Raw genomic sequence first — 699 nt, 5'->3', positions numbered from 1 at the left:
GCCGCTGGGCAGCCGTTCGTGGAGTTTCGGCAACCGTTGATTACCTCTATCCGTTCGTTTTGGGAGTCGCGCAGGTCGAGCAGGTTTCAGAAGAAGACGTCATGACCCACGAGTCCGAATATGTCCCCGAAACGCTCGCTTATCATCCCATGGCCGAAGAGTCGGAAGGCCCCGATTGGGTCGAACGGCAGCCCTCATGGTTTCAAAGGCTCCTGGAATCCATACGCGCCTGCAAAACGGAAGAAGCCCTCACGGCACTGGGCAAGGCCTTTTATCAAATCAAGTCCCTCGATGAAAACCAAAGTGGCGTGCTTTGGTCTTTCTACCACGTCCAAAAGGCATATATCCTCAGAAGGCAGCATCTTTCCGACTTTGCCCGCAAGCTCAAGGCAAGGATAGAAGCGGAAAAAAATCTCCCCGCTTTCGGCCGGCAATTGCACCGCATCCAAAAGGGCGAAATCGAAGCGCCCGCCCTCAAGCCTCATGAGTGGCGCATCCTTTGGGCAGCCTACCACTCCCGCAAGGCGCAACTTTAAGCAGCAAGGCCCCGGGTTTCCCCCCGGGGCTTTCCCGGATGCTTCGAAGGCTTTCAGGGACCGGACATCTGGAACAGCAAAGACAGGGACTCATTTTATGACCTCGGGTTTTCAGGACCTGGCAGGACAACTTGAAAAGCGCCAGCCCGCCACCTTGGCCCCC

At 56.5% G+C, this 699-nt stretch carries 1 protein-coding gene; it reads left to right on the top strand.

All coding sequences use genetic code 11. The features are described 5' to 3' along the window. Window positions 1–536 (top strand): hypothetical protein (locus MWC30_RS21705; RefSeq protein WP_244086287.1); only part of this gene is annotated, 536 nt, incomplete at its 5' end. Between the last annotated feature and the right edge of the window lie 163 nt (window positions 537–699).

Origin of the sequence: Desulforhabdus sp. TSK, from assembly GCF_022836495.1 — a bacterium.
GTDB lineage: Bacteria > Desulfobacterota > Syntrophobacteria > Syntrophobacterales > Syntrophobacteraceae > Desulforhabdus.
This window is presented reverse-complemented; position numbering and strand designations above follow the sequence as displayed.